This is a genomic window from Dietzia sp. Alg238-R159 (assembly GCF_900537145.1).
Lineage (GTDB): Bacteria > Actinomycetota > Actinomycetes > Mycobacteriales > Mycobacteriaceae > Dietzia > Dietzia kunjamensis.
The window spans coordinates 1-20,552 of sequence record NZ_UNRI01000007.1 but is presented as its reverse complement, the minus strand read 5'-3'; the positions used below and the strand labels follow the sequence as shown (position 1 = coordinate 20,552).

Annotated in this window: 23 protein-coding genes, 1 tRNA gene and 1 pseudogene; 7 read left to right on the top strand and 18 right to left on the bottom strand. The window is 68.1% G+C overall.

Features of this window, described 5'->3' with window-relative positions; translation table 11 throughout:
• Positions 1–70 precede the first annotated feature (70 nt).
• The 7 genes from G6R20_RS14485 to G6R20_RS14455 all read right to left on the bottom strand — a co-directional run bounded on the left by G6R20_RS14485 (position 71) and on the right by G6R20_RS14455 (position 6,093).
• Entirely contained in the window at positions 71–1,000 is a 930-nt protein-coding gene (locus G6R20_RS14485; RefSeq protein ID WP_163376800.1) for an SAP domain-containing protein, read from the bottom strand.
• 262 nt (positions 1,001–1,262) lie between these two features.
• Positions 1,263–2,183: a hypothetical protein gene (locus tag G6R20_RS14480; RefSeq protein ID WP_163376799.1), complete on the bottom strand. Its 921-nt coding sequence runs from the start codon at positions 2,181–2,183 to the stop codon at positions 1,263–1,265.
• Between the two features lie 366 nt (positions 2,184–2,549).
• Positions 2,550–2,711, bottom strand: coding sequence for a hypothetical protein (locus G6R20_RS14475; RefSeq protein WP_159981083.1), 162 nt, complete (start codon positions 2,709–2,711; stop codon positions 2,550–2,552).
• A gap of 4 nt (positions 2,712–2,715) precedes the next feature.
• Positions 2,716–3,201 (bottom strand): hypothetical protein, encoded by a 486-nt coding sequence (locus tag G6R20_RS14470; protein ID WP_163376798.1) that lies wholly within the window; start codon positions 3,199–3,201, stop codon positions 2,716–2,718.
• Positions 3,201–3,599 (bottom strand): hypothetical protein, encoded by a 399-nt coding sequence (locus G6R20_RS14465; RefSeq protein WP_163376797.1) that lies wholly within the window; start codon positions 3,597–3,599, stop codon positions 3,201–3,203. Before G6R20_RS14465 ends, G6R20_RS14470 begins: the two co-directional genes overlap by 1 nt.
• Positions 3,600–3,892: 293 nt before the next feature.
• On the bottom strand, positions 3,893–5,281 hold the full coding sequence (locus G6R20_RS14460) for a DNA primase family protein (protein WP_163376796.1): 1,389 nt from the start codon (positions 5,279–5,281) through the stop codon (positions 3,893–3,895).
• The gene (locus tag G6R20_RS14455) at positions 5,278–6,093 is read right to left on the bottom strand and encodes a bifunctional DNA primase/polymerase (RefSeq protein ID WP_096905838.1); all 816 of its coding nucleotides are present in this window, start codon (positions 6,091–6,093) and stop codon (positions 5,278–5,280) included. The genes G6R20_RS14460 and G6R20_RS14455 overlap by 4 nt, the downstream gene beginning before the upstream one ends.
• 338 nt (positions 6,094–6,431) lie before the next feature.
• On the opposite strand from G6R20_RS14455, the gene G6R20_RS14450 reads away from it, so the two are divergent.
• From G6R20_RS14450 to G6R20_RS14445, 3 genes and pseudogenes are all read left to right on the top strand, one after another.
• Positions 6,432–7,085 carry a helix-turn-helix transcriptional regulator gene (locus G6R20_RS14450; protein WP_096905840.1) on the top strand — a complete coding sequence of 218 codons (654 nt, stop codon included), beginning with the start codon at positions 6,432–6,434 and terminating at the stop codon, positions 7,083–7,085.
• Positions 7,072–7,166, top strand: a pseudogene (locus G6R20_RS18835) (hypothetical protein); the annotation flags it as partial. The gene G6R20_RS14450 and the pseudogene G6R20_RS18835, both read left to right, overlap by 14 nt.
• A 259-nt stretch (positions 7,167–7,425) precedes the next feature.
• On the top strand, positions 7,426–8,235 hold the full coding sequence (locus G6R20_RS14445) for a site-specific integrase (protein ID WP_240341498.1): 810 nt from the start codon (positions 7,426–7,428) through the stop codon (positions 8,233–8,235).
• Positions 8,236–8,240: 5 nt separating this feature from the next.
• Here G6R20_RS14445 and G6R20_RS14440 read toward each other — a convergent pair.
• Positions 8,241–8,322 (bottom strand) — tRNA-Leu (locus tag G6R20_RS14440).
• Between the two features lie 59 nt (positions 8,323–8,381).
• Between G6R20_RS14440 and G6R20_RS14435 the strand changes: the two genes are divergently transcribed.
• A complete protein-coding gene (locus G6R20_RS14435; RefSeq protein ID WP_096905842.1) occupies positions 8,382–8,942 on the top strand; it encodes a hypothetical protein in 561 nt (186 codons plus the stop codon).
• Positions 8,939–9,313, top strand: a complete 375-nt coding sequence (locus G6R20_RS14430; RefSeq protein ID WP_069389765.1) for a DUF3817 domain-containing protein — start codon at positions 8,939–8,941, stop codon at positions 9,311–9,313. Before G6R20_RS14435 ends, G6R20_RS14430 begins: the two co-directional genes overlap by 4 nt.
• A 114-nt stretch (positions 9,314–9,427) precedes the next feature.
• Here the strand turns inward: G6R20_RS14430 and G6R20_RS14425 are convergent, their stop codons facing one another.
• The 7 genes from G6R20_RS14425 to clpS all read right to left on the bottom strand — a co-directional run bounded on the left by G6R20_RS14425 (position 9,428) and on the right by clpS (position 14,147).
• Positions 9,428–10,045: a non-canonical purine NTP pyrophosphatase gene (locus G6R20_RS14425; protein ID WP_163376794.1), complete on the bottom strand. Its 618-nt coding sequence runs from the start codon at positions 10,043–10,045 to the stop codon at positions 9,428–9,430.
• Positions 10,046–10,047: 2 nt separating this feature from the next.
• Positions 10,048–10,833: a ribonuclease PH gene (gene rph, locus G6R20_RS14420; RefSeq protein WP_132062084.1), complete on the bottom strand. Its 786-nt coding sequence runs from the start codon at positions 10,831–10,833 to the stop codon at positions 10,048–10,050.
• Positions 10,834–10,875: 42 nt separating this feature from the next.
• Complete coding sequence (locus tag G6R20_RS14415) at positions 10,876–11,655, bottom strand: MBL fold metallo-hydrolase (RefSeq protein ID WP_119192407.1); 780 nt, start codon at positions 11,653–11,655, stop codon at positions 10,876–10,878.
• Positions 11,656–11,728: 73 nt separating this feature from the next.
• Positions 11,729–12,544 (bottom strand): glutamate racemase, encoded by an 816-nt coding sequence (gene murI, locus G6R20_RS14410; RefSeq protein ID WP_067719965.1) that lies wholly within the window; start codon positions 12,542–12,544, stop codon positions 11,729–11,731.
• The gene (locus G6R20_RS14405) at positions 12,541–13,224 is read right to left on the bottom strand and encodes a rhomboid family intramembrane serine protease (RefSeq protein WP_119192374.1); all 684 of its coding nucleotides are present in this window, start codon (positions 13,222–13,224) and stop codon (positions 12,541–12,543) included. Before G6R20_RS14405 ends, murI begins: the two co-directional genes overlap by 4 nt.
• A 10-nt stretch (positions 13,225–13,234) precedes the next feature.
• The gene (locus G6R20_RS14400; protein WP_119192406.1) at positions 13,235–13,855 is read right to left on the bottom strand and encodes a DUF2017 domain-containing protein; all 621 of its coding nucleotides are present in this window, start codon (positions 13,853–13,855) and stop codon (positions 13,235–13,237) included.
• 4 nt (positions 13,856–13,859) lie between these two features.
• Entirely contained in the window at positions 13,860–14,147 is a 288-nt protein-coding gene (gene clpS / locus G6R20_RS14395; RefSeq protein WP_240341497.1) for an ATP-dependent Clp protease adapter ClpS, read from the bottom strand.
• 110 nt (positions 14,148–14,257) lie between these two features.
• Here clpS and G6R20_RS14390 point away from each other — a divergent pair, with 110 nt between their 5' ends.
• Complete coding sequence (locus G6R20_RS14390; RefSeq protein WP_067719906.1) at positions 14,258–15,607, top strand: nicotinate phosphoribosyltransferase; 1,350 nt, start codon at positions 14,258–14,260, stop codon at positions 15,605–15,607.
• 136 nt (positions 15,608–15,743) lie between these two features.
• A complete protein-coding gene (locus G6R20_RS14385) occupies positions 15,744–17,852 on the top strand; it encodes an ATP-dependent DNA helicase (protein ID WP_067719908.1) in 2,109 nt (702 codons plus the stop codon).
• 19 nt (positions 17,853–17,871) lie between these two features.
• On the opposite strand, the gene G6R20_RS14380 is transcribed toward G6R20_RS14385, so the two are convergent.
• From G6R20_RS14380 to G6R20_RS14370, 3 genes are all read right to left on the bottom strand, one after another.
• Entirely contained in the window at positions 17,872–18,621 is a 750-nt protein-coding gene (locus G6R20_RS14380; protein WP_067719974.1) for a peptidyl-tRNA hydrolase, read from the bottom strand.
• A gap of 47 nt (positions 18,622–18,668) precedes the next feature.
• Entirely contained in the window at positions 18,669–19,898 is a 1,230-nt protein-coding gene (gene serB / locus G6R20_RS14375; RefSeq protein WP_067719911.1) for a phosphoserine phosphatase SerB, read from the bottom strand.
• Positions 19,899–20,030: 132 nt separating this feature from the next.
• The coding region (locus tag G6R20_RS14370; RefSeq protein WP_205475903.1) for a cbb3-type cytochrome c oxidase subunit I at positions 20,031–20,552 on the bottom strand (522 nt) is incomplete at its 5' end.

Here is a 20,552-nt window from a genome sequence, read left to right as displayed (position 1 = left end):
CCCCTCCGAGGCCTGAGCCGCGCCGAGAGCAAATTTGCTGCCCTGCTCTTCGCCGCTGCCGACAGAGCTCTCAGGCCCGCCTGAAGCGAAGCTCCGCTTGGTCGTACAGGGCGGTCAATGCGGCGGTGTCCTTGGCACGTTCGAGATAGACGATCTGCAAGACCTCGTCTTTAGTGAATGGATGGAACCGCGTGCTCAGCCGGTCCAGACGAGTGGCCATCAGCTGACGCAGCTCCTCGTCGTCAACCTCTCCGGCAGCGGCCCACTTTAAGGTCAGGTCGGTAATTCCTGGTGGGATAGTCGCTAACGACCGCTCGTAAGGGAACAGATACTCCGTAGCGGGCGTTGGTCTCTGAGGCGAAAAACCGTTGTCCATCCCGGACAAGTCGTAGTAGATAACCTCGGTCAGCAACCCAAGTGCGTCCCGGTGGCGTCGTTCCTCGGCGCAGAACCTCGCCATGTTCAACCGGGCGTTGCGATAGAGACCATACTGATGCTCCTGTGCGTGCCGAAGGCTCATCTCGTTCAAGTGGCCCCACACAAGGTCTCGCCACGCTCGCTGCGGTTGCTCGGTACGCAGTGCCGACAGCGAATAGATGTCGAGGCTGTCGAGCTTACTGTGTCGATGGATGTAATCGATGTGGTCGTTAGCAGCCAGCGCCTCCTCACCGGCTTGGGTGAGGACGTACCAGCGCTGAGGGAATGCTTCGTTAATCGTGTCGTGCGGCAGCAAGCTCAGCACCCGTTCGACGATCTCAGCCTTAGTGCCGCTGAGCCTGAGACCATGCGCACGCAATAGGTCCTTTAGCGAGGCCGCTGTTTGCCGCGCTACTGCCTGTTCAGGGCCGCCGACTTCCACGAAACCACGCTCAGTCAAGGATGTCAGTAGCTCTCGTGGGTCTTGGACGCCGTACTGCGACCACCAAAACTGTTGGAAGTCGGTGTGGTCAGTGGTGAAGGTCGGCGCGTAGCTCAACATCAGCAACTCGTGCGGATACAACCCGAACGAGTCTGGTGACATTCCACGTGCCCGTACCTCGGCGGGCACGACTTCCGAGTCGTCCCAGCCCGCCCCTGGGTGAACGCTCCCCCTCACAGTCATGGAAGCCGACGGAGCATAATCGGTTGACTTTCCATTCGGCCCTGCCGAGGATGCTTGCAGCGGGGCAGATGGCACAGTCGGCGGTGACGAAGCAGGCGCGGCCGGACGGCTCAAGCGACGGAAAAACTTCATTCGAACTTAGCCCTTTCACTAGCTCCAGTCAGTTCTGCCACGGGTCGTTCGCTCGGCAGTATTCCGCTGTGTTGGCAGCGATGCATTCAGCCCACCAATCGTGGCCGGCCCGCTTCTCTGCCTCGACCTCCGGGGGCTTCACCGGGGCCGGAGGAGGAGCGTCGAGCTCGTAGATCGACCGCCCGTCAGCGAGTCGGGGAGGTCCGCCGGCCGATTCATTGCACGAGTCCATGTAGGTCGTCGAGCCGTCCGACATGAGCGCGGTCCCGTCAGCAAGGTAGCAGCGGACGAATGTCGGAGCAGCGGGAGCGGCACCCGGAGCGGGTGCCGAAGCAACCTCGGATGTGGGCTCAGCTGCCGACTCAGTCGCCTCCGGCTCGCCCGCCAGATCGAACTGCGAGAGGTCGAGAACGTAGATCTCCGTCGGCACCGGTTCCTCAGCGGAGACGTGCGGCTCCAAGATGATCTCCGAGCTCGGGTCGACGTCCTCCTGGAGCCAGAGGACTCCGCGATGCTTCTCGCCGGTCCTCACGCGGGTGGCGGACAGCTCCTCGTAGCCCTCACAGTTGACGGCAGCGATGCTCCGGTTCTTCTCGATGAAACCATCTGCGGTGCGCTCGTTGACGCCGTTAGGGACGAACCCCTCGCCGTTGCCCGACTCGACCTCGACTTCCATCTCGATGCCGATGTGGGTGGGGTACTCCGCTCCGTCCGAGTATGGAACCGGCCCGCAGGTCTCGGGGCGGAACACGTCGGTGACGGTGACATGCGCGACGTAGTGGGGACTGTTGATCGTGAACGGCTCCCCCACCACGATCTCGTGCTCGGCGACGTCCACTTCGGTCGTAGCGGGAGCGGCGATCTCCGGAGCCTCCGACTCGCCGGAGCCGCTACCGCAGCCTGCGAAGACCAAGATCGTTGTCGCTGCCAGCAAGACGATCTTCATCATGATTGGGCCTTCCGAGGTAGTCACTCGTTCCCATCCTCGTACTTAGGAGCACTGATGACAGCGGATTCTGCACTATGCCTACGACAAGACCTCACTAATTTGGTCCCGGAAGCACGCACCAAACGAACCCCACGCGCGCCAGCCAAGTGGCCGGGAGCTTCCTCGGGGTCTGCTCACCAGCCTCCGCGATGCCCGGTAGATCAAGCTCCGAGAGGTTCAGACCGAAAGACTCGGTCACCACCGATCCTTAGCGGAGTCCTGGGATTCGGTAGGTAGCCGACGCTCCCCGGAGCGGGGTAGCCGTGCGGGATCTTCTTGTGGTGGTGGGAGGGGTCCAAAATGGCCGATCATGGTCTGGGGGGCAAGTCACGACTGCTCCTTCTCGGCCTGCTCCCCCCGCTCTTGCTCGGCCCATAACCGCTTGCTGGTGACCTCCCACCGCTTGGACAAGGCGTAGCTGACCCCGTTCTTCGGAGAGATGAATCGCCGGACGAACACGTCCCAGAAGTCGGTCTCACGATGGTGCACACCCCTACTGGTTTTCCTTCCAGTAGATCTTGGGCCACTCAGACTTCGGAGGAAGGTTGTCGATGTTCGGCTTCTGCCACTCGGACTTCGGAGGCAGATGATCTGGGCTGATGGCCTCGGATACCCGAGGCTTTGGGACGGAGTCGGTAATGACCCACTCGGCCTCGAACTTGCTGGGGTGGGAGCCGTAGATGAGACCGAACACCGAGAGGATCATCCAGTCACCCCGCTGCACGTCCTGCTGAGCCGCTCCCTTGTAAGCGCCGTACCGAAAGGCCGGGGGGTACCAGCCAGCATTGAGATGGGGCAGGATCCGCCACTCGTAGGCGTCGGAGTCCCCGCCCTTGACGACCAAGTCACCGAACATGTGCTCGATGACTTCGTCGTTCTCAGGGAGAGCACGAACGGCCATATACTGGTTTTGCCAGTCCCGCTCCACGTCGCCCCTGTCAAACTGATCTTTGGTGACGATAGCTACTACTGCGCTCATCAGACGGCCTCCCAGCCGGTTGCGACCTCGATGTCCGAGATCATGTTTTCAGGATCCTCCAGCAGCTCCAGCACCTCCAGGCGGGCGTCGTGGCCGCCGATGTAGTCGAGAAGACCTCCTGCATCACGATGAGCTGGAAGTTGGCACGGTCTGCCTCCCCGACCAAACCTGTGCGGGCTTGTGAGGTTCTCCGTAGCGACTTCCACGTACTTGAGCGGCTCGTCCCGGCGTCCCGGCTCTCCCTGACGCAGGGGCTCCGGAAAGTGGGGCCTGAGCTGGGCGACTCGGGGACTTATTAGCACCGCGGGCCCATCACAGATCGCCGCCATCGGGCTCGTCGAAAGGGCCTCCACCATCGAGCCGGTGACCCCCGCCGGGAAGCGAAGACGATGTGGCATCCGACACCTGCGTCTCTAGCAGCTGCGCCGACAACCGCGGGTTAGCGACCCTGTCACAGTTCTCACGGGGTCTCACGTCAGATTCACACTTACATCCGGGGGCATATACCCAGTTCAGGACGCTTTCAACACACTTCTCACACTTTCCCCAAAAAAGGAGATACAGGGAGAAGGGATACATAATAGGAAACGGTTTCCGAAAGATCGCGTGAGAAGCGTGAGCCCCTCCGACCAGCGGAATTGCTCTCTCACTTCCACGCAGACCTCGGTTGAAACCTGTGTGAGGGCCACAGTCACACCTCCCCTGCTGCAGCCCGGACCCTGCTTGCCAGGCGGACGCCGTTAAAGAACCGCCTGGTCCGACCCATGTCGGGGTCGTACTGGGAGACTGACTTGAGGTGAGGCCGCGCGGCGCAAATGTCCTTGGTCATCCCCGACTTGGACGTCGGAGAATGTCCGTTGCGATCCCGCCACATGCGCCACCTATCGAAGACGGCATCCGTGCTGACGCGCTCCCCGGGGACCTCCACGAGCTCCTCGGTTAAGAAGGCAGCAACAGGTGAGGAGAGGTCATCCATCACTTCCTGGTCCTCTAGTGAAGATAGTGGTGGGACGAAAGCGCCACGCTCGTCGAGACGATCCAGCCCGTCCAGCGCCCAGTTAAAGATTCCGGCGAGCTCTGCCCTCAGGCGTCCCTCCATGCCTGTGTCCTCGTTACCGACGAAGGATCGGGTCATCGAGACGATGAGGAACCTCTTGGCGAGGGCCTGTGAGGCGTCCCCCAGGCGTGGCAGCTCATTAGTCATGAGCATCAGGCGGGCAGGTAGCTTCCCGATCCACGGTTCCTTGTACTTCCGGTTAGCCGCCACGGTGTCTTCGCCCGAGATCGTCAGCAGCCGCTCCACGAGGACCTGCGAGTCCTTGCGCATACGGGCATCGGAGACCAGCGCGAGCGAGGAACCTACCAGGGGAGCCAGACCGAAGTCAGTCGCCAGGGATGCCAGGGAAGGGCCGCAGACGTTCTTCCTGCCCACCAGGGCGGTGAGGATGCGACCTATTACCCCCTTACCCGCACGCGGTGGACCAACGAGCATGAATATCTTCTGGAGGTCGGTGCGCCCGCTCAAGACGTATCCCATCCACTCCTGGAGCGCCCGCACAGCCTCCTCGTCCTCGGGCCAAATCGAGCTCATGAAGCTGTCCCAGACAGGGCAGGTCGCCTCGGGGTCGTAGTCGAACGGGACGGTGACGAAGTTGAACAGCGCGGGGGTGTGGCTGTTTAGCTCCCTGTTCGTGATGTGGACCAGGCCGTTCTCGCACGAGACGAACTCCCCTGACGGCGGGTGATTGGAACCGTCGATCCAACTGTGGGGCTCGGTGTCAGTGTCCAGGTAGCAGACGGCCTGCAGCGCTTCGATGAGGTTGCCAACCTTGTGTCTGTTCGGCGACCACGGCTGGTGAGTGCCCCCGGCGTCGGTATAGACCACTGGATCAAGGATCTCGTAGAGCTGACTGCGCAAACCCCCTCGGTCCAACTCCTTCCACCTTGTCCCGGTCCAGTGGTAGAACTCGCCCTGCCACCAACGCAGGGTCATGGTCCCGTCAGAGCTGAAGTGCTCGCGAACCAATTGTTTGGCGACCGAGGCGGGGGCACTGGGTGAGTGGTAGACCGAGGAGCTCATCGGGCCACCTCCACACGGGCAGGTGCCTGACGGGCAGAGTTCATCGTCGCTTCGATCTCGTAGGGGTCCAACCCGTTGCGCGCGGCAGCATCGGCCAGAAGGTCGAGAACATACTCGCCCGCGTCCTCGTCCAGAGCTCTGCAGGTGGCCCAGTACAAGACGTTGTTCCGCTGGCCCACCTCAGCGGCCAGAACGACTCGTATCAGCGAATTGAAGCTACCCCTAGGGCGGAGCCAGGGCGCGGCCGCTGGAGACACCTGGGTAGGCACATGAGGCTCAGGGAGCCGCACTACCCGGCCCACTAGGTGCTCGGGAAGGACGGCGATCTCCTTAGAGACCACGACCTCGTACCGGCCACCGTCAGGATGGAGCGACGGGGGCATCACCAGGTAGCCCGAGTTGCTCTTCACATCGATGCCCCTGGCACCGGTAAGAGCTCCTCGGACCCTGCCCTCACAGGGCAAGCGGTACCACAAGTGCGCTCCCCCGCCACCTGAGAGCATCATCAACGTCCGACGGATCGGTTCCAACTCGTCCAAGTCGCCCCCGCTGCGAGGGTCCACGTCAAGCACGACGTACCCCTCGGGAGGCCGGACTCCGATGTTGGCATCGGGGACCTCGGACCACCACTGGTCGATAGTGTCCAGGTTCGTCGTCGCGTTGTGGAGCCCATTGGGAGTCATGGGATTCTTGCCCCTCGGGACCAGCCGCAGAACGGACCATCCTCGCTGGGCATACCCGAGCGCGTGCTCACGCATCGACAGCGCTTTAGGAGACGCCACCAGCTCGGAGGCGATGGTAAACTCAATCACTGAGAACTCTCTCTCACGATGTAGGACGGCCCCCCGAGTGAGCGCCTGGGGGGCTTCGTCGTCTTATGTGTGCGTGTGGGCATTCGTCGCAATCCAGGAGTCAACATCCTCGGGGCGATAGAAGACCTTGCGCCCGAGCTTTATGAACTGCGGACCGGTGCCCATATACCTGCGCTGGTTCCAAAAGGACGCACTGGTCCCGGGTACGTAGTTGGGCATCTCCCTCGCGGGGATGAGCTGCCTTGTCGCCTCCATGTCTCTCCTACTTTCGTCGTCGTGTTCCCGTGCGGCCTACCCGCTGTTACCGAGATACTAGCAGCATTACTGAGAGTCCGGTAGTGCTCCCGACTATCGTGTACGCTGAGTTCGTGACGTCAGTGTCGATCCCCGCCACGATCGGGGCCAATGCAAGAGCCATCCGCCTTGAGGCCGGAGCCACGCTCCAGGAGGTCGCTACGCAATGCCAGAAGTACGGACTGCGCTGGTCATTCGGTCGCGTCGGAGACCTGGAGAGAGGCAAGGTGCAGGCCACGTTGCCTACCCTCTTGGCCCTTGCCCATGCCTTATCGGAGCTGGACCCCGAAGGGGTCTCACTGAGCGATCTACTGGAGACCGATGAGGATCTGGAGGTGACCGAGCAGCTGACCATCCCGGCAGAGGAACGGCGACGCCTCCTCACGGGCCAGCGGGTGAAGGCAGATCTCCGCACCACGCTGACCGATGCTCATACCGGGGAGAAGATCGCACCGACGGTAAACGGTGCCCTCGTGCTCGTAAAGCTCAGTAGAACCGACGTCGAGCGCAAGGTCGCCCGAGACCTCGGGGTGAGTATCGATCAGCTGGAGGAGGCCATGGCAGAGCTGTGGGGGGCCTCTTACACCGAGGAGCGCACCCGCAGGGCTGGCAAGGGTTCCACCAGACAGCGCAAGGCCCGCGTCGGAAAGGATCTGCGTCGAGAGCTTCGGGAGGCGTTGAACCTTGGCGACGATTGAGCGGTACTCCACGAAGTCCGGCCCCCGTTACCGCGTCAGGTACCGCACCCCTGACCGCCGCCAGACGGACAAGCGGGGATTCACGACGAAGCGCGAAGCTCAAGCGTTCTTAAACACAGTCGAGGTCTCCAAGCTGGAAGGCCGATACGTCTCGCACAGTGCTTCCCGGACGACGATTTCCCAGGTGGCGTCGGAGTGGATGACCATCTCCGAGGCCAGCAAGGCCCCATCCTCGTGGCGCTCATACGAGACCGCCTGGAGGGTCCACGTCATGCCGACATGGGGCTCCACGGCTATCGGCGACGTGACGCTGACCGGAGTCAACAGGTGGCTAGCCACGATGGAGCGCAAGGACGGCCGGGCGGGCAAGCCAGCCCCGGCCACCATCGAGCGGGCCTACACCGTTCTGCTGTCCATCCTGGACGTGGCGGTGGCGGACAAGCTGCTGCACTCCAACCCGGCCCGCGGTGCCGAGGTACCCGCCCGGCAACCTAAGCGCAGGACGTATCTGACCGCACGCCAAGTGGCGCTGCTTGCCTCGCACAGTGGTGAGCGTGCCGAGCTCGTCCTGACGCTGGCCTACACAGGACTTAGATGGGGTGAAGCTATTGCCCTACGTCGGAGGGACGTGGACCTGGAGGCCCGGCGCATCCATGTGGACCGCTCCGTGACACAGATTGGGTCCAGGCTGGTCGAGGGGACACCCAAGACATCTACCGGAGTCCGTCAGGTACCCATTCCCGAGTTCCTCGTTCAGCGCCTGGAGCAACACCTTCTGAGCATTGGGGAGGATGATCTCGTCTTCCCTGGGCACGATGGCGACTATCTGCCCTCCCCTGACGTGAGACGGGGTTGGTTCGCTCGTGCGCAGCGTCAGGCGGAGCTCCCCCGGGTCCGCATCCACGACCTTCGTCACACTTGCGCATCCCTGGCAGTGTCTGCTGGGGCCAATGTCAAGGCGCTCCAGCGAATGCTCGGGCACGCGAAGGCCAGCATGACCCTGGACGTGTACTCCGACCTCTTCGACTCGGACCTGGATTCAGTCGCCGATGCCCTGAATCAGATGCACCGGGATTGTGGGCAAGATGTGGGCACGAAGACCGCCACCGGAGGCCAAGCAGGTCGTCTAGCAGGCAGTTCACTGCCCTAACTCGGTGCGCCCGGGGAGACTTGAACTCCCACGTCCGTAGACACTGGAACCTAAATCCAGCGCGTCTGCCAATTCCGCCACGGGCGCGTCACCCGGGGGTACCGGGCGAGATGAGCTTACCGTGTGGTCAGAGGTACCGTGGAGGCGTGTCCGACACCCTTGGCTCCCACGCGACCGGAAGTGCAACGGCTTCCGGCGACCCGGCGCGGACCAGGGTCAAGCACCGCCCGGGGTGGATCGCGTTCGTCGTCCTGGGCGCGATCTTCTGCATGGGCATGGGACTGTGGCAGCTCGCCCGCTACCAGGAGGCCACCGGGACCGCGCAGAACCTCGGGTACACGTTCATGTGGCCGTTCCTCGCCGGGTTCCTCGTCTACGCGTACCTGAAGTACGTGCGCATGGAGGCCCGTGAGGACGACTGGGCCTCCGCCTCGGCGGGTGCCGCGGACGGACCGGGTACCGACAACGAGGACGACGACGAGGCCGACCACCGCGCGCCCGACCATCCGGCCGCCGGGAAGAACCGAACGGGCCGGGACCGCTTCGGCGTCATGACGGAGATCCCCTCGGACCTGCTGCCGACGCGTCGACCCGCCCGGGACGAGGCGGTCCGGGACGAAGGTCTGGACGCCTACAACTCTTATCTCGCCGAACTCGCCCGGAAAGACCGGGCCGACGGCACCCACCAGGAGAAGCCTGCTTCATGACCGCCGCAGCCACCCAGCAGACCGACAACCGCAAGCCTGATCCGGGGGGCAGGATCGCCGGCGCGCTCAAGCGCTATCGGGTCCTGGCCTGGATCACCGGCGTGTGGTTGCTCGTGCTCACCGTGGAGATGATCTACAAGTACCTGATCCTGGAGAACTCGTCCGACGCCCCGGACTGGTTCACCTACATCGGTCAGGCCCACGGAGTGTTCTACATCCTGTACCTGTTCATGACGCTCGACCTGGCGATCAAGGCCCGCTGGCCCGCGTCTCGGACCCTGCTCACCGCGCTGGCGGGGACGATCCCGTTCCTGTCGTTCTGGTTCGAGCACAGGCGGACCCGCGACGTGCGCACCGAGTACGCGGTCTGACCCACCCCCTCATCGACAAGGACGTTCCGCACCCTCCCGTCGCGGGCGACGTGGGCGGAACGTCCTTCTCGTCGAAGTGATGTCCGGCCGGGGTGCTGTCAGGCCGCAGTGCTGTCAGCCGCGTTCGGCGAGCACGCGCAGGGCCGGAACGAGGGCGCGCAGGGCACGGCCGCGGTGTGAGTCCGCGTCCTTCTCCTGCGAGCTGAGCTCGGCTGCCGCACGGTCCGACCCCTCGGGCAGGAACAGCGGGTCGTACCCGAACCCGCCCTCCCCGCGCGACTCCCGCAGCACGCGCCCCGGCCAGCGGCCCTCCTCGACGACCTCGCCGGGCACGCCCGGTCCGACCAGCGCGCACGCCGAGACGAACGCCGCCCCCCGGCGTTCGTCCGGGACGTCGGACAACTGCGCGAGCAGGAGTTCGTTGTTGGCGGCGTCGTCGCCGTGCCGTCCGGACCAGCGCGCCGAGAGCACCCCGGGCATCCCGTTCAGGGCGTCCACCGCCAGTCCCGAGTCGTCCGCCAGGCACGGCAGGCCGGTCGCCAGCGCACCGGACCGGGCTTTGATCAGCGCGTTGTCCGCAAAGGTGGCGCCGTCCTCGGGCTCCTCCGGGTACTCCGGCACCTCGTCCAGCCCCACCGGCTCGATGCCGACGATCCCCGCCGACTCCAGCACCCGGCGCAGCTCGGCCAGCTTCTTGGCATTACGGCTCGCGACCACCAGGCGAACGGTCACGACTACCGCCCCCGGTTCCGTGCGGCCGGCGGCGAGGGCAACTCGCCCGGGTACGGCGCCGCGAGGGCTTCGCGCTGTATCTCGAAAAGTCGCTCGCAGCCGGCCTGCGCCGAGTCGAGCATCGCGTCCAGCAGGTCGCGGCCGAACGCCGCGCCCTCGGCGGTCCCCTGGACCTCGATGAGCTTGCCTCCGTCGGTGCACACCACGTTCATGTCCACCTCGGCCCGCGAATCCTCCTCATAGGGCAGGTCGCACAGGACGCGGCCGTCGACGACGCCGACGCTCACCGCGGCGACCGCCCCGGTGAGCGGGTTGCCGGTGACCGCGCCCTTGGCCTGCAGCCACGTGATCGCGTCCGCCAGGGCCACGTACGCGCCGGTGATCGCCGCGGTCCGTGTCCCGCCGTCGGCCTGCAGGACGTCGCAATCCAGGGCGATGGTGTTCTCCCCCAGCGCGGACAGGTCGATGCAGGCCCGCAGGGAGCGGCCCACCAGGCGGCTGATCTCGTGGGTGCGTCCGCCCACCTTGCCGCGGACCGACTCCCGGCCCGAGCGCTCGTGGGTCGCGGCCGGCAGCATCGCGTACTCCGCCGTCAGCCACCCCAGGCCCGAACCCTTGCGCCACCGCGGCACGCCCTCGGTGACGCTGGCCGTACACATGACGCGGGTCTGCCCGAAGGTGACGAGGACCGACCCAGCCGGGTGCGAGGTGAATCCCCGCGTGATGGTCACGTCACGCAGGTCGGCGTCGCCGCGTCCGTCTGCTCTGCTGATGCTCGATGAGGTCACGACCGCCGATCCTAGCCGCGCCGCGCCCCCGTCGACCGACTGCTAGACGGTGATCCGCAGATCCGGCTCCGCCAGCAGGATCTCCCCGCCGAACTCGACGGCCGCCTCCGCGCGCACCGCCTCGCGGTCCACCCACGGCGGGATGTGGGTCAGCACGAGACGACCCACGCCGGCGCGGTGAGCGGTCAGGCCCGCCTCCGCCCCCGACATGTGGATGCCCGGCGGGCGTCCCTCCTCGTGCGTCCAGGACGCCTCACAGAGCAGGACGTCCGCGCCGACCGCCAGCTCGACCAGGGCGTCGCAGTAGGCGGTGTCGCCGCTGTACGCCAGGACCCGGCCGCTACGGGAGGTCAGGCGCATTCCGTACGATTCCGGAGGATGCTCCACCCGGTCGGCCCGCACGCTCAGGGCCACCTCGTCGTCGTCGCCCCTCATCTCCACCTCGGGCGCGACGTCCCACGTGGCCACGTCGAACGTGTCCGACAGGTCGTCGACCGTCCCCGGCTCCTCCGCCGACGCCACCCCGATCCGGTAGGCCGTCCCGGACGGCCCGACCAGCGGCACGCGGCCCGCGCCCTTCGCACCGGGGCCGAAGCGCCGCAGGACCAACAGACTCGGGACATCCAGGCAGTGGTCGGCGTGGAGGTGGGACAGCAGGACGGTCGCGTCCTCGGGGGCCACGTGTCGTTGCAGCGCGCCGAGGACACCGGGCCCCATGTCGATCACCACGGGGGCGAGACCGTCGACCTCCACCAGATACCCGGACGCCGGCGAGGTGGGTCCACCGATACTTCCCGAGCACCCGAGGACAGTCAGAAACATGGGCACCATCGTGCCACGCCGCACCGCGTGTCGTGGTGTTCGCGGCTGTGCCCGCGATGCGTGTCACCGTCCATCAGTCCGACACCGCCCGCCCGACGGTCACCAGACCGGGGCCGAGGAACCGTGACGCCACCCGGCGGAAGGCGTCGGGATCACCGGTGACGAGGTACTCGTGAGTCGCCGGCTCGGCCGCGTCGTGTGGCCGCAACAGGTCCTGCGCGGTGAGTACCCGCAGCACGTCCTTGGCGGTCTCCTCCGCGCTCGAGACCAGCGTGACGTGGTCCCCCGCCGCCAACTGCACCACACCGGACAGCAACGGGTAATGGGTGCACCCCAGCACCAGGGTGTCGACGTCGGCGTCGCGGATCGGGGCGAGATACCCCTCCGCCAACCCGAGCACCTGACGGCCACTGGTGATGCCGCGCTCGACGAACTCGACGAACTTCGGACACGCCACCGACGTCAGCTCGATCCCGGCGGCCGCGGCCACCGCGTCGTCGTACGCCCGCGACGCCACTGTCGCGCGGGTGGCGATGACCCCGATCCGGCCCGAGCGGGTGGTGGCCACCGCGCGCCGGGCCGCCGGCTGGATGACCTCCACGACCGGTACCGGGTAGCGCTCGCGGGCGTCGCGGAGCATCGCCGCCGACGCCGTGTTGCACGCGATCACCAACACCTTGACCCCGCGGTCGACGAGTTGGTCCGCCACCGCGAGGGCGTGCGCCCGGACCTCGGCCAGCGGCAACGGACCGTACGGCCCGTTGGCGGTGTCACCGACGTAGACCACCGACTCGTCGGGGAGCTGGTCCACGATCGCCCGGGCCACCGTCAGACCGCCGGCGCCGGAGTCGAACACCCCGATGGGAGCCTGCGGGTCGGGGTGCGTCACCTCCGCGGTCCGGCGGACCACCGCGGCTGCGTGGCGAGCTGCCGCTGCTGCGGTTTCCGGTCGCGCTTGAGGCCGTACGCCGACGCCACGCCGCCGATCGCGCCCCCGAGATGACCCTGCCAGGACACCCCGTCCAGCATCGGCGACAGGCCCGCCAGCGCCTCGAGCCCGTAGTAGAAGCCGATGACCAGTCCGATCACCAGGTGCAGGATGCGCCGGGAGAAGAAGCCCCGGACGATGACGTAGAAGATGTAGCCGAACACGATCCCGGAGGCCCCGATGTGGACGGTCCCGGTGCCGCCGAGCAACCAGGACACCACTCCCGAGATCAGCCACGACACGAGGGTGACGCCGACCAGCGGTCGGATCCCGGACAGGGCGATGATCGACCCCAGCACGAGCAGTGCGATCGAGTTACCGATCAGGTGCGCCCAGTCCCCGTGCAGCAACGGCTGGAACACGATGCCGAGGAGCCCGTCCGTCGCCAGCGGCTGGACCCCGTAGCCGTCGAGGGTCTGCTGGGGTCCGATCGCCGCGATGATCACCTGGTCCGCCGCCTCGACCACCCACATCAGGGCGACGAACGACCACAGCAGGACCAGGGCCGGCCAGCGCCGCGGTCCCGGGTCTACCGGGCCGGCGCCGGTCCCCGGCCACGGCGAACGGGGGTCTCGGTTCACGATATTCTCCTCACTGCCCGTCGAGGGCCGTGCACAGGGAGTCCTGCATGAAGGTCAGCCAGTGGTACACGTCCAACTGGGCGGACCGGGGGTCATCGTCGGGCACGTACTCGGGGATGTCGGTGGCGGCGACCCCGTCGAATGAGCCCGCCTCCAGCAGGACCGCGCCCAGTCCCAGTCGCACATCATTGAGGCACCGCATCCACGAGCTCGCCTGCTCGAGGGTCAGCGACACCGTCCCGCCCCGCGACGGCAACGAACGCAACACCACGCCCGCGCAGCCGAGTTTCGCGTCGATGATCGCCGGCTCGTGGATCATCCGCATGCCCGAGTTGTGGGCCCGCGCGACGGCCGCACCGTCCGTGTCGGACCCGTCCGCACGGTCGGCCGCCTCAGGGCGGTGGAAGTCCGGCAACAACCGCGCCAGGGGCGCCTCGGCGGGCACCTGCGAGTGGCCACTGCGCATCCCCGTGATCTCGGCCAGCTCATCGCGCGGGGCGGAGTCCCGGCGCTGTTCGAGCATGTCCACCACGTTGGAGACCAGGGCGTGCAGGATCTGCACCTCATGGTTCTCCATGACCGACTTGATGCGCGCCCCACCGAGGGACGCCTTGCGCTGCCACGCCTTCACCGCCTCACGCATCCCGCTGCATCGTGGCCCACAGTCCGGCCTCCTGCAGCTTGCGGACGTCGTTCTCGACCTTGTCGCGGCTGCCGGACGACACCACCGCCCGACCGTCGTTGTGGACCTTGAGCATCAGGCCATGCGCCTTCTCCCTGCTGTAGCCGAACACCCGCTGGAACACGTACGTCACGTAACTCATCAGGTTCACCGGGTCGTCCCAGACCACGGTGAGCCAGGGGCTGTCCACCCCACCGTCGAGGTCCGCGTCCGTGGACTCCACGGGCGCGGCCGACGGCATCGCCATCACCGGGGCGGTGCTCCGGACGGCCGCAAGCGGTGTCGTCACAGGGTGCATGGAACCCAGGATACGGGTTCCCGCCGGGTAGGCCACGCCGTAGAGTCGCCCCCGTGACCCCGCCGACTCCCTCCCATGTCACGCCCCCCACCGGGCGACCGTCCACCGCCCTGCTCACGGACAAGTACGAGCTCACTATGATCCGGGCGGCCCTGGCGGACGGCACCGCCGACCGGCCGTGTGTGTTCGAGGTCTTCGCCCGACGCCTGCCCTCCGGCCGTCGGTACGGGGTGGTCGGAGGCACCGGTCGGCTCCTCGAACGCGTGGCGGACTTCCGGTTCGACGACGAGGAGATCGAGGCACTGTCGGATTCGCTCGACGAGCGGACCACCGACTGGCTCCGCGACTTCCGCTTCACGGGTGACGTCGACGGCTACGCGGAGGGCGAACTGTTCTTCCCCGGCTCGCCCGTGCTGAGCATCCGGGGCGGGTTCGCGGAGTGCGTCGTACTCGAGACCCTGGTCCTGTCCGTGCTCAACCACGACAGCGCGATCGCCTCCGCCGCCGCGCGGATGACCTCCGCGGCGTACGGCCGCCCCATCATCGAGATGGGGTCCCGCCGCACACACGAGGAAGCAGCGGTCGCCGCGGCCCGGGCCGCCTACCTCACCGGGTTCGACTCCACCTCCAACGTGGAGGCGACGCGCCGGCACGGCGTGCCCTCCGCCGGGACGTCCGCCCACTCGTTCACCCTGCTGCACACCGGCCCGCAGGGTCCGGACGAGGCGGCCGCCTTCCGCTCGCAGGTGAAGACCCTCGGTGTGGACACCACCCTCCTGGTGGACACCTACGACATCGCGACGGGCGTGGCGACGGCGATCGAGGTCGCCGGGCACGGACTCGGCGGCGTCCGTATCGACTCCGGCGACCTGGGGGTGCTCGCCCGGCAGGTCCGCAGCCAGCTGGATGCCCTCGGCGCCCGCAACACCCGGATCGTGGTCTCCGGGGACCTCGACGAGTACGCGATCGCCGCTCTGCGCGCTGAGCCGGTCGACGTGTACGGCGTCGGCACCCGGCTCGTGACCGGCTCGGGCGCCCCGACCGCCGGCATGGTCTACAAACTCGTCGAGGTCGACGGGATCCCCGTGGCCAAACGCTCCGCACAGAAGGAGTCCCTGCCCGGAGCCAAGCGCGCGGTCCGCCACCACCGCCGCTCGGGCACCGCCGTCGAGGAGTTGCTGCTGCCGTGGTCCGGGGACGCCCCCGAGGAGCCCGGTCTCGAGACGCGCGATCTCATGGTCCCGCTGATCCGGGGCGGCGAGACCGTCCCCGGGCTCCCGACCCTCGAGCAGTCACGCGCCCACCACGCCGCCGTGATGGTGTCCCTGCCGTGGGAGGGGCTCGCGCTGAGTCAGGGCGACCCCGCCATCCCCGTGAGGGTCATCCCCCCGGCCACCCGCTGAGCGGAGCTGTCGGTCGTCCGCCGACGCATCCGGGTGGGCCTCGAGCCGACCGGGTCTGCCCCCGAGCCGGCCAGGTCTGCCCCCGAGCCGCCCGGCGGCCCGGGCCACTGTCCGGTGCGGCCGCTAGGGTATCCGCGTGACCGACTCGCTCCCCCCCGTCTCCGACCTGCTCGCCACCGCGGTCGCGGGCCTGGGCGGCAGCGAACGCACGGGCCAGGTGACGATGGCCGAGGCCGTGGGCAACGCCCTGGCGACGGGGGAACACCTCGCAGTCCAGGCCGGGACGGGCACCGGTAAGTCCCTGGCCTACCTGGTGCCGGCGCTGCGCCACGCCGTGGCCACCGGGAACACCGTGGTGGTCTCCACCGCGACCATCGCGCTGCAGAACCAGCTGGTCGACCGCGACCTGCCGCGGCTGTCCAAGGCGCTCCGCCCGGAACTCGGCGTGAGTCCCTCCCACGCGATCCTCAAGGGCCGGGGCAACTACCTGTGCCTGCACCGGGTGAGCTCGGGGCCGGTCGACGAGGCCGACCCGGAGGAGGTGGAGACCGAGGAACTGTTCGACCTGCCCCTCGGCGGCGAGTCCACGGCCGCGCGCACCCCACGTGAGGCCACCCCCCGGGACACCGGCCCGAGCTCGTGGCTGGGCCGCGAGATCGCCCGCCTGCACGACTGGGCGCAGGACACCGACACCGGCGACCGCGACGACCTGCCCCGCGGTGTCTCCGACGCGGCGTGGCGGCAGGTGTCGGTGACCAGTCGCGAGTGTCTGGGGCAGGTCTGCCCCGAGTTCTCCGAATGCTTCGCCGAACTGGCACGCCAGGAGGCCGGCCGCGCCGACGTGGTGGTGACCAACCACGCGCTGCTCGCGATCGACGCCATGACCGATGTCTCCGTGCTGCCCGAACACGACGCGGTGGTGATCGACGAGGCCCACGAGCTGTCCGACCGGGTGACCGGCGTGACCACCGCCGAACTCACCGGCGCGGCCGTGATCCAGGCCGCGCGCCGGGCGGCGAAGCTCGTCGACCAGCAGACCGCGGACCGCATGGTCGCCGCCGGGGAGGGTCTCGCCACGCTGCTGGAGATCTGTCCCGAGGCGCGATGGGACCTCATGCCCGAGGGCGCGGACCTCGCGCTGGCCGCTGTCCGCCACACCGCCGAGAACTGTCGCAGCGCGGTCCCGGGTCCCAAGCCCGGAGAGGCCGCCGGTGACCCACAGGGTGCCTCCGACCGTCAGAAGACCCTCGCCGCGCTGGACGAGATCGCCGACGCCGCAGACCGCATCCTCTCCTCGTTCGAGCGGCCGGTCACCGAGCGCCTAGAGATCGTATGGATGAGCGTGGAGGAACGACGAGGACGGATCCTGCGCGTCGCTCCCCTGTCCGTCGCCGGGCTCCTGCGTGCCCGCCTGTTCGCCGAGTCCACGGTGATCCTCACCTCCGCGACCCTCACCACGGGCGGGAAGTTCGACGGGCTCGCCGCCACCTGGGGACTGCCGCCCGCCTCGTCGGCACGCCCGGACACCGCGAGCGCGGTGTCGCTCGAACCGCCCTCCGACGACGACGCGAGTGCACTGCGCTGGACTGGCCTCGACGCGGGATCCCCGTTCGACTACCGGCGCAACGGCATCCTCTACGTGGCAGCTCACCTCCCCGCGCCCGGCCGGGAGGGCCCGTCGCCCGCGGCCGAGGAGGAACTGGTCGATCTCATCACCGCCGCCGGGGGCCGCACGCTCGGACTGTTCTCGTCGATGCGCGCGGCGAAGGCCGCCGCCGAACTGCTCCGCGAACGACTCGACACCCCCGTCCTCTGCCAGGGCGAGGACTCCACGGCCAACCTCGTCGCGACGTTCGCCGACGACGAGGAGACGACCCTCGTGGGCACCCTGTCGCTGTGGCAGGGCGTCGACGTCCCGGGACGGACCCTGTCGCTGGTCGTGATCGACCGCATCCCGTTCCCCCGTCCCGATGATCCGCTGCTCTCGGCGCGTCAGCGTGCGGTGGCGGCCCGCGGGGGGAACGGGTTCCTCGCCGTCGCCGGTAACCACGCCGCCCTCCTGCTCGCACAGGGCGTGGGCCGGCTGCTCCGCCGCACCGAGGACCGCGGCGTGGTGGCGGTGCTCGACTCCCGTCTGGTCACCGCGCGGTACGGCGGATACCTACGCGCTTCGCTGCCGCCGTTCTGGCAGACCACCGACAAGGACGTCGTGACCGGCGCCCTGGAGCGCTTGCGCGACGCCTGAACGCTCCCCGGGGCGCCGCTCAGGCGTCGACGGCGATGACCGTGAGCGACCCCGGCGCCACCTCGGTGTAGCCGGCGTCCACCACCGCGGCGACTCCCGGTGTCCCGGCGGCCACCGCCTCGGCCAGGTCCTGCCACCGGGAGGGATCGGCTTCGCGGACGGCGACCGGGAGCCCGTCGGCCAACCAGCGATCGAGACGATCGCGTTCCATCGCGGCGATGAGCAGCATGACCCCGTGGCCGACCTGCGCCGCCGCCTTTCCCGTCGACATCTCGAGCGCACCGTCGATCCACACCACCGGCGTCCCCTCGGGCGGCGCGCCGGGCTCGTCACGCTCGAGGTCGGTGCCGCCGATCTGCAGTCTCGCCAGCCGCGGGTCCACCTCGTCCACCGGGCCGGGGACGAACGCCCTCGCGGCGGCGCCGTCGATCTCCCGGGTCACCCCGGGGACCTCGAGCGAGGCCCGCCACTGGGCGCCGCGGGCACGTCGGGCGATCTTGCGCATCCGGGCGTCCAACCACGCGGCGTAGGCCTCGTGCCACGGCCCTCCCGGCGCGACCCGTTCGTCGAGGCACAGCGCCGCGACCGCGCCGGCCACCGACTCGAGCAGCGGGGTCCGGGCCGGAGGGTCCGCCTTGGGCAGGTGCAGCACGATCGGCATCGACCGAACGGTCGCACGATCCTCGGGGTCCTCCGCGCCGGCCGAGCCCGCCCGGAGCCGGGCGTGGCACCAGTCGAGTGCGGCGCCGGTCGCCGGGCCGCCGATCACGGGCCCACCGGTCTCGGGACCGCCCTCCCCCGCCCCGGGCGTGCCGGTCACGTCAGGGGGACGCGGCGGTACGTGCCGGCGGCGGTGTCCGCGGCCTCGATCTCGTCGCGGGTGATCCCCAGCACGAACAGAACGGTGTCGAGGAACGGCTTGGACAATGACGCGTCCGCCACCTCGCGGAGGGCGGGCTTGGCGCAGAACGCGATTCCCAGCCCGGCGGTGGTGAGCATGTCGATGTCGTTGGCACCGTCACCGACCGCGACGGTCTGGCTCAGCGAGATACCGACCTCGTCGGCGAACTCGCGGAGGTAGGCGGCCTTCGCCTCGCGGTCCACCACCTCGCCGACCACCCGGCCGGTGAGCGTGCCGTCCACGATCTCGAGGGTGTTGGCGCGGGCGAAGTCGAGTCCCAGCTCCTCGGCGAGGCCGGAGATCACCTGGATGAAGCCGCCGGAGACCACCCCGCAACGGATCCCCAGCCGCTTGAGCGTGCGGATGGTGGTGCGGGCCCCGGGCGTGAGCACGATGCTCGAGGCGACCTCGTCCAGCACGGTGGCGGGCAGACCTGCCAGCGTCGCGACACGCTCGTGCAGGGACTGGGCGAAGTCGAGCTCTCCGCGCATGGCACGCTCCGTGACGGCCCGGACCTCGTCCTCCTTGCCCGCGTGCGCGGCGAGCATCTCGATCACCTCGCCCTGGACGAGGGTGGAGTCCACATCGAACACCACCAGTCGCTTGGACCGACGGCCGAGCCCGGCCCGGTCCACCGAGATGTCGACGCCGTGGGCGTCCGAGAGGGGGGCGAGGGTCTCGCGCAGGCGGGCATCGTCGGCCGAGTCCCGGCCGGCGGTGGACACGTGCAACTCGATACCGGTGACCGGGTAGTCGGCGATCCCGCGGATCGTGTCGATGTTCGCGCCGATGGAGGCCAGCGAGCCGGCGACGGCCGAGAACGCGGAGGCCGGGACGGGGCTGCCGAGAATCACGACCGCGTGCGTCGAGGGCGGGGCCGCGGGGGCGATGTCGTCGAACTGGACCTCGAGTTGCATCCCGAGGTCGTGGACCTGCTCGGTGAGCTCCCGCACGACGGTGACCACATCGGCGCCGTCGTCCACCCGGACCATGAGCCCCAGGGACAGATGGCCGTTGACGACGACCTGCTCCACGTCGACCAGATCGGCGTGGTGGGACGCGAGGACGGACATCACCCGCGCGGTCACGCCCGGGCGGTCGGGCCCGGTGACGGTGAGGAGAGCCGGGGTGCCGGTGGTGCTCACATGTACTCCTGACAGGTGATCGGGGAGGGCGGTGCTGATGTTGCGGGGCCTGACAAGCGGAAACCCCGCCGGTGGACGAGCCGCCGACGGGGTTCCCGGGACCTACGCCCGTGGGTGAGTACGGGCGGGCGATCAGCCCTTCTGCGGGGATGGTCCCCGGTCGGCCACATCCTTGGCCGAGTCCGGGTCCCGGGCCTTGCGACGGCCCCCGACGTGGGCCTCCGCCCGCATCCGCTCGCTCATGTGCGGGTAGTGCAGCTCGAACGCGGGGCGCTCGGAGCGGATCCGGGGCAGCGTCACGAAGTTGTGGCGCGGCGGCGGGCACGAGGTCGCCCACTCGAGGGAGTTGCCCGCGCCCCACGGGTCGTCGACCGTGACGATCTCCCCGTAGCGCCAGCTCTTGATGATGTTCCAGATGAACGGCAGCATCGCGATGCCGAGGATGAACGAACCGACCGTGGAGATCTGGTTGAGGACCGTGAAGTTGTCCGAATCCAGGTAGTCGGCGTACCGGCGCGGCATGCCCTGGTTGCCCAGCCAGTGCTGTACCAGGAACGTCGTGTGGAAACCGATGAAGATCAACCAGAAGTGGATCTTGCCGAGCCGCTCGTCGTACATCCGGCCCGTCATCTTGGGGAACCAGAAGTACACGCC